Source organism: Microbacterium sp. JAI119 (assembly GCF_013410135.1).
Taxonomy (GTDB): Bacteria; Actinomycetota; Actinomycetes; order Actinomycetales; family Microbacteriaceae; genus Microbacterium; species Microbacterium oxydans.
In genome coordinates this window covers 1-6,200 of sequence record NZ_JACCCK010000011.1, presented here as the reverse complement: position 1 = coordinate 6,200, position 6,200 = coordinate 1, and the positions used below count along the sequence as shown (strand labels likewise).

Below are 6,200 nucleotides of genomic sequence, written 5' to 3'. Positions count from 1 at the left end.
TTTGACAAGTGCACGCTGTTGAGTTCTCAAGGATCGGATGCTCCCACGACCCAGCCATCACAGCCAGGCCCGAAGGGCAACTTCTCTATCTTACCGATCTCGTTTCCGTTGTCAAGTCCGAGTTTTTCTCGGCCTGACCGTGGGAACGGATCAGCACCTTCATCCTGTTCACTCAGAGAGTGTGTGGGATTCGGGAGGTGTTAGCTGCTTGACGGGAGCCGGTCCGAGGACCTCCGCTCAACCGTTTGGGGCGAACAAGTAATAAGTTACGCGGATCCCGGGGATCGGGCAAATCAGGGCTGACCGCCGGGCGTGTCGCGCACCTGCGTCACAGATCCGTTTCTCCTCCCTGCTCTCCTCGTGGGTCACTCGACGGTCATTGGCGTAGTCGTGACGTCGATGTGTCCGAAGGGGAACGGGCTGAAGACCGTCCATGAGTCGGAGGTGAATCCCTCCATGGGGATCAGGAAGAACCAGACGAGGGAGACGACGATCGCGACGGCCACGAGTGCCGCGATTCCGATGGCCGCGCGGTTCAGTGCCCTGAGGGCTGCCCGTTCGTCGCTCGCCTTCATCACGCGTCCGAGAGTGATCAGGACGATCGCAGCGATGCTGATGTAGACCAGAGGGCTGGGCCGGAGCGTCAGGTCGATGCAAACGGGCGCTTGGTCGGTCGGCTGTCCTGACGCACCGATGAAGCCGCCGCTCCCGTCGACGCCACCGGGGCAGTAGCTCCGGCTGGCGACCATGAGTGTGGAGTACACGAAGACGGCGATCAGGGCCGTGATCAGGACGCGTCGGATCTCCGCGACGATCGCGACTCCGGGGAGGCCCTTGGCGGCGGCAGTTGCCGGCGTATTCGGTGCGAGCGACAAGAGGGCCTCCTTGGTGGGCGGTCGTCTCATGATGGCGCAGCGGGTGGAGGGAGGGAAGGGCCACCGAGCCCGGGGAGCATGGCTCGCTTAGGCTCGCGCCATGACGCTCAGAGGATTAGCTCACCCCCGGACTCGGGTGCTCGTGTGGGCCCAGCTTCACCTTGCGCGCGATCTCCTTGAGGCGCCGATCGAAGCACAGATGCTTGAGCACCTCAACACCGGTGAGAGGTTTGACGTCCAGGTCAGGGCTGACGAGCCTTGGGAGGATCTCGAGTCCGCGATACGCGACTTCGATCCTCACGTGTTCCACTTCATCGGGCATGGCAAGCGCGGAAGTCTCGTAGTAGCCGGGCGTGACCAACAAGGGTGGCCTATCGCCTCCACCGCGACGCCGCGCGAGCTGCACGCCGCGCTTCGCGACGCGCAAAGCCTTAATGGTGTGTTCCTGAATGGATGCGAGACCTCGCAGTGGGCGCCGCACCTCATCCCCCAGGGCGGCTGGTTCATCGGAGCGAATCGGAAGGTCGACGACGCCGGGGCGCGACTCTTCGCCGAGAAGTTTTACGAGCTGTTCGAAGCGCGATCCCCGAACCGAAACGCGTTCGACGGCGCCCTCGCCCACGTCGCGAACACGAGTGGACATTCACAACCGCCGATCGTCCGATGGGTCGAGGACCCAGATCCCGAAGAGTTCATCCACAAGGTGTTCGACCGCGAGGCGTTCCGCGCATCGGTGGGTCGCGAATCCTCGATGCAGGAGCTGAAAGACGCCTTGAAGGGAATCACGAAGTCGCTACGTGGCCGTCGGTTGATCACGCGTGAGACCCTCGGGGTGCCGAGCGTCGTGCACTGTACGGAGCCGCTCGACCCGCAGGCGGTGGATGTGATCCGGCGCAGGATGAGCGCCGTGAACTTCGACTTCAGGCAGCTTGCTCGAGAGTTCTCCTCCGTCCCCGACCTCGGCAATTCGCTAGACAGAATCCCCCAGCGGGACAGACGGCGCTTTCTGCGTCTTGCCGACAGGCTGGACGATTCGCGCAACGAGACGATCAATGCCGTGAACGAGCTACTCCCTCTCTCCCTCTGGCTGCCGGAGGTCGAGTTGACGTCGTCGGCCCTGGGTCCGGACTGGGTGAACCACGGCCCGGAGTGAGGCAGCGAGAGTTCAGGTGTGCCCCGATACGCTAGGCGTGAGCGAGGGGGGAGCTTCGCCGCTGACCGAGGCTACGGCCTCAGAGGGAGTGCGCAATGACGGGTGAGACCTTCTCTGAAGACGAGTTCCGCAGTCAGTGGAAAGAGCAGGCGGACGAGATCGGCCGCTTCAACCTCGCCATCTTCGGCAAGACAGGCGTCGGGAAGTCGACGCTGATCAACGCGATCTTCGGCGAGGAGGTCGCTCCCACCGGCGTCGGCGAGCCCGTCACGATGGACGAGCATCTCTACATCCACCGTTCCGGCTTCCTCGGCCTGCTCGACACGCGTGGCCTCGAGATCGGTAAGGACACCGATGAGCTGATCCGCGAACTCGGCGACTATCTGAAGAAGATGCGCCAGCGGCCGCTCTCCGAGCAGATCCACGTCGCCTGGTACTGCGTACGGGCGACGGACCGGCGGTTCGAGGACACCGAGGCGGAGTTCATCCGTCGCCTGCACGAGCTCGGCCTGCCTGTCGTCGCCGTTCTGACGCAGGTGCCGTCGCGGAACGGTGAGTATCACGCCGACGCCCTGACCCTGGCGGATCACATCGCCGGGCTCGACCTGCCGATCGTGGGAGGCCGTCCGATCCTGGTGATGTCGACGGCGGATGAGTTCACCGGTCAGGTTCAGCACGGGCTCACGGAGCTCGTGGATGCCACGTTTCGCGCAGCTCCCGAGGGTGTTGAAGCAGCGTTCGCAGCCGCCCAGAAGGTCGATCTGGCAAGAAAGCGCAAGCAAGCTCAAACAGTTGTCCGCGCGGCTGCCACGGCGGCGTTGACCGTCGGAGCGATCCCGATCCCCGTTGCGGACGCAGGAGTGCTCGTCCCCATTCAGCTCGGGATGATGGCGAGAGTGGCTGCAATCTACGGGGTCAGGGTCGAGACCGCCACGATCGCGGCAACCGCAGCGACCGTCGCTGTCTCCGCTGCCGGACGAAGCGCGGTCGCAGGGCTCCTGAAGTTCATCCCTGGAGCGGGAACAGTGGTGGGCGGCGTGATCTCGGGCACCGTCGCCAGCACTTTCACGCTGGCGATCGGATACGCGTGGGCTGTGGTCTGCGGGGAGCTCACGCAGGGTCGACTGCGAGGCGTCGACGGTGCGCTCGACAGCAACCTGGTCCGCGAGCTGTTCCAGACGCAGGTCGGCGTGTGGTTCAAGAAGGTGAGCGGCGGGCGAGGTTGAGCGGCGTTCCGCACCCAACCGAGGCGCCGCCACCCGCCCCTCGGACTAGTCCTTGTATCTGCGAACGGCCTCGCGGATTCCATCCGCGTGCGAATAGATCTCATCGAGCTCTTCGATCGCATGCCGTGTCTCGACCTTGTCCTCGTCCAACAGCCCCAGGTACTTCTGCTTCCCGTTGAAGTGAAGACGGGCCACAGGCTTCCGGTTGTTGTCATCGAGCAGCACGGCGAAGTAGCTCTTCGCATCGCGGTGCGTGACGCGCTGCGGCTTGACCTCGCCACAGGCGATCGCCTTCACGATCTGGTAGCCCTCTAGTTCTTCGAGAGTGGTCTCAATCTCGGTGTCGCGGTCGAGGTCTGCTTCCGCGACCTCAGCACTCGTCGCCGGCGAAGGGTCTGACGTGTGCGTAATTCCGCTCACGCCGAGGGCGGTCTTCAGACGATCATTCACACGCTCGTTGAGGAACTGGTGCGCCGCCTTACCTACCAGCCCAGTGAACTGCTGACGCACTTTCTGCGTGTATGAACCGTCGTACACACGCGTTGCGAAGAACTTGATCCACTCGTCCGTCGGCTCGCGGAATTGGCTTGCGATCTCTCGCTTCAGAGCCCCGATGTACTTGAGCTCCTCCGCCGCACTGATGATCGAGTCGAGGTCGAAGCTCTCCTTGCTCAGCTTCTGAATCTCGGGGATCAGCGTCTCATCGATGTCGAGCAGGTCAAGGACGAGGAACGGCTTGCCGTCCATCCGGTTCGGGGCGTCGAGGTCAGTGTAGAAGTGCCAGACAACGCCGTTCGTCAGAACAGCGATGCGCGCGTTCGTGACGGCGAAGTAACGGAAGAGCTGCGAAGCGTGCTCGATTTTGAGCGACCCCATCGATGGCTTGCACTCGATGAGGATCTGAACCTCGCCGTCGCGCATGATGGCGTAGTCAATCTTCTCCCCCTTCTTCGTGCCGACATCGGCCGTGAACTCGGGGACGACCTCGAGCGGGTCGAAGACGTCGTAGCCAAGAATCGTCGAGATGAACGGCATGACGAAGGCATTCTTCGTCGCCTCCTCGGTCCCGATCGCCGTCGCCTGGTTTTTCACCTTTGTTGCGAGGGAATCGAGACGCTCTGAAAACTCCACCGTTACTCCGCTCTTCGTTGAACACGCTTTAGTCCAGACGATAGCGGACCCTGGAGCGAAGTATGGGCGGTGCGGCATATCGATATGCTGCGTGGCGTGAGCACAACGACGCCGGCCCGACTATCGCTGGAGTTGAACGTCGCCCAGAAGCGCATCCGTGGCTTCCTCGGAGAGCAGTACGGCAGGCCGCCCGAAGGCGCCGTCGGATGGAATCTCGACGACATCCAGGCTGACGCGGTGCGGGCTCGGTTCGATCGGCAGCTCCGACCCACCGATCCGATGGTCTGGACATTGGAGATTGGCGACACCGTGCTGCGGCGAGAGTTACACGCTGCATACAGGGGTCAAGAGCAGGGCGGGATTATCACGCCCAAGTCGATTCCCGACATACTCGTCATCACTAGCCCGGAAAGCGGAGCGAGGCACGGTTACGACACCTTTGAAGGGCTACAGGGAGACGGTTCTTTTCTCTACACGGGCGAAGGTCAGTACGGTCCGCAAGTATTCGCCCGCGGGAACACTGCGCTTCGAGACGCCGCCGAAAACGGCCGCCCCATCCGCCTGTTCACCAAACAGGGCACCTACGTCACCTACGTCGGGGAGTTCACCACTGGCGAGCCAACCTTCAGCATCGAGACAATCCCGGACTCCGACGGCAATCTTCGCGAAGGAATCATCTTCAAGCTCGTGCCGGTTGACGCCGATGTGGAAGCACTCGATGCGCCATCCCCGCCCGTCCCAGAAAGGGCGCAGACCTCGTCTTGGACACCTCCCGAGTCTTCGTCGTACGTCATCGGAGCACAACTCATCCCTGGCGAGCGCGTCGTCTCCCGAATCGAGTTCGAGTTGCAGAAGGACTTCGGGCAGTGGATCAGGTCCCGTGGTGAGACTCCCCAGCGTCTTCGCCTGACCTCTGCAGGAGCCGCGATCGAACCCGATCTTTACGTCTCAGAGTCAGGCTGGGTTGTCGAGGCGAAGAAGTCGCCCGCTCGCGAATACGTTCGCACCGCGATTGGACAAGTCCTCGACTACTCCCGGCTGGTTCGGGAGTCCGGCAGGCCCGGGATCCCCGTCATCTTGCTTCCCAGCAGACCAATCGCTCACCTCGAAGCCTTGCTGTCCGATCTGGGCATCCTTCTAGTGGTCCGCGATGACGAGGAGTTCATGGTCATCGATTAGGGTCCTCGGCTGCAAGTTCCGCGACTGCTGGCAGGTCCGGGGCGGCCCATTCAAGATCAGGCAGGTCGCTGTGACCAACCCAGCGCAGTTCATCATGGTCGAGACTCTGCGTCGGTGGCTCTCCAAGCACCTTGGCGCGAAGGCAAATGAGGCGGATCGTGCTCTCGCCGACCAAGGTCTCGTCGGTTCGAAGCGGGGCGATGACCTCGATGGAGGTGCTGAGCTCTTCTTGTATCTCTCGAACTAAAGCCTCGCTGTGCGTCTCACCCTTTTCGAGTTTGCCCCCGGGAAACTCCCACTTCCCTCCAGCCGCCTTCTCCGGTCGACGGCGGCACGCGAGGATCTTGCCGTCATACTCGATGATGGCTGCAACGACCTCGATAACACGGCTCTCGCTCACTATGCCTCCGAGAGCAAGCTAACAGGGAGCGTCCTCGGGGCCCCTACCCCAACCCTGCTAGCGTCGCATCATGCCGTCGCCGCAGACTCTCGCCGCCCTTCGGGCCTTCGTGGCCGAACGGGACTGGGACCAGTTCCACTCTGATGGCGCTCATCGAAATTCCCCAGAGTTGCTCATCGGAATTCCTCAGGTCGCGTGGTCAGGTTAGCGCAGGTTCGTGCCGGTCGTGACGCGGC

Annotated in this window: 6 protein-coding genes; 3 read left to right on the top strand and 3 right to left on the bottom strand. The window is 62.7% G+C overall.

The features are described from left to right. Window positions 1–365 precede the first annotated feature (365 nt). Window positions 366–875: a hypothetical protein gene (locus HDC31_RS19880; RefSeq protein WP_113680179.1), complete on the bottom strand. Its 510-nt coding sequence runs from the start codon at window positions 873–875 to the stop codon at window positions 366–368. A gap of 100 nt (window positions 876–975) precedes the next feature. Here HDC31_RS19880 and HDC31_RS19875 point away from each other — a divergent pair, with 100 nt between their 5' ends. Beyond that, window positions 976–2,028 carry a hypothetical protein gene (locus HDC31_RS19875; RefSeq protein WP_147251157.1) on the top strand — a complete coding sequence of 351 codons (1,053 nt, stop codon included), beginning with the start codon at window positions 976–978 and terminating at the stop codon, window positions 2,026–2,028. Between the two features lie 95 nt (window positions 2,029–2,123). Then, the gene (locus HDC31_RS19870; protein ID WP_113680182.1) at window positions 2,124–3,254 is read left to right on the top strand and encodes a GTPase family protein; all 1,131 of its coding nucleotides are present in this window, start codon (window positions 2,124–2,126) and stop codon (window positions 3,252–3,254) included. 45 nt (window positions 3,255–3,299) lie between these two features. Here HDC31_RS19870 and HDC31_RS19865 read toward each other — a convergent pair whose 3' ends face one another. After that, window positions 3,300–4,385, bottom strand: coding sequence for a type I restriction endonuclease (locus HDC31_RS19865; RefSeq protein WP_113680183.1), 1,086 nt, complete (start codon window positions 4,383–4,385; stop codon window positions 3,300–3,302). A gap of 96 nt (window positions 4,386–4,481) precedes the next feature. Here HDC31_RS19865 and HDC31_RS19860 point away from each other — a divergent pair, with 96 nt between their 5' ends. Further along, window positions 4,482–5,564 carry a YDG/SRA domain-containing protein gene (locus HDC31_RS19860; RefSeq protein ID WP_258546200.1) on the top strand — a complete coding sequence of 361 codons (1,083 nt, stop codon included), beginning with the start codon at window positions 4,482–4,484 and terminating at the stop codon, window positions 5,562–5,564. Here the strand turns inward: HDC31_RS19860 and HDC31_RS19855 are convergent. After that, window positions 5,554–5,964 (bottom strand): (deoxy)nucleoside triphosphate pyrophosphohydrolase, encoded by a 411-nt coding sequence (locus HDC31_RS19855; protein WP_113680185.1) that lies wholly within the window; start codon window positions 5,962–5,964, stop codon window positions 5,554–5,556. The genes HDC31_RS19860 and HDC31_RS19855 overlap by 11 nt on opposite strands. Window positions 5,965–6,200 lie beyond the last annotated feature (236 nt).

What these genes read in the sequence shown, in the direction of transcription:
- HDC31_RS19875 (WP_147251157.1), top strand. Translation starts at nt 976, where the DNA reads ATGACGCTCAGAGGATTAGCTCACCCCCGGACTCGGGTGCTCGTGTGG.
- HDC31_RS19870 (WP_113680182.1), top strand. Translation starts at nt 2,124, where the DNA reads ATGACGGGTGAGACCTTCTCTGAAGACGAGTTCCGCAGTCAGTGGAAA.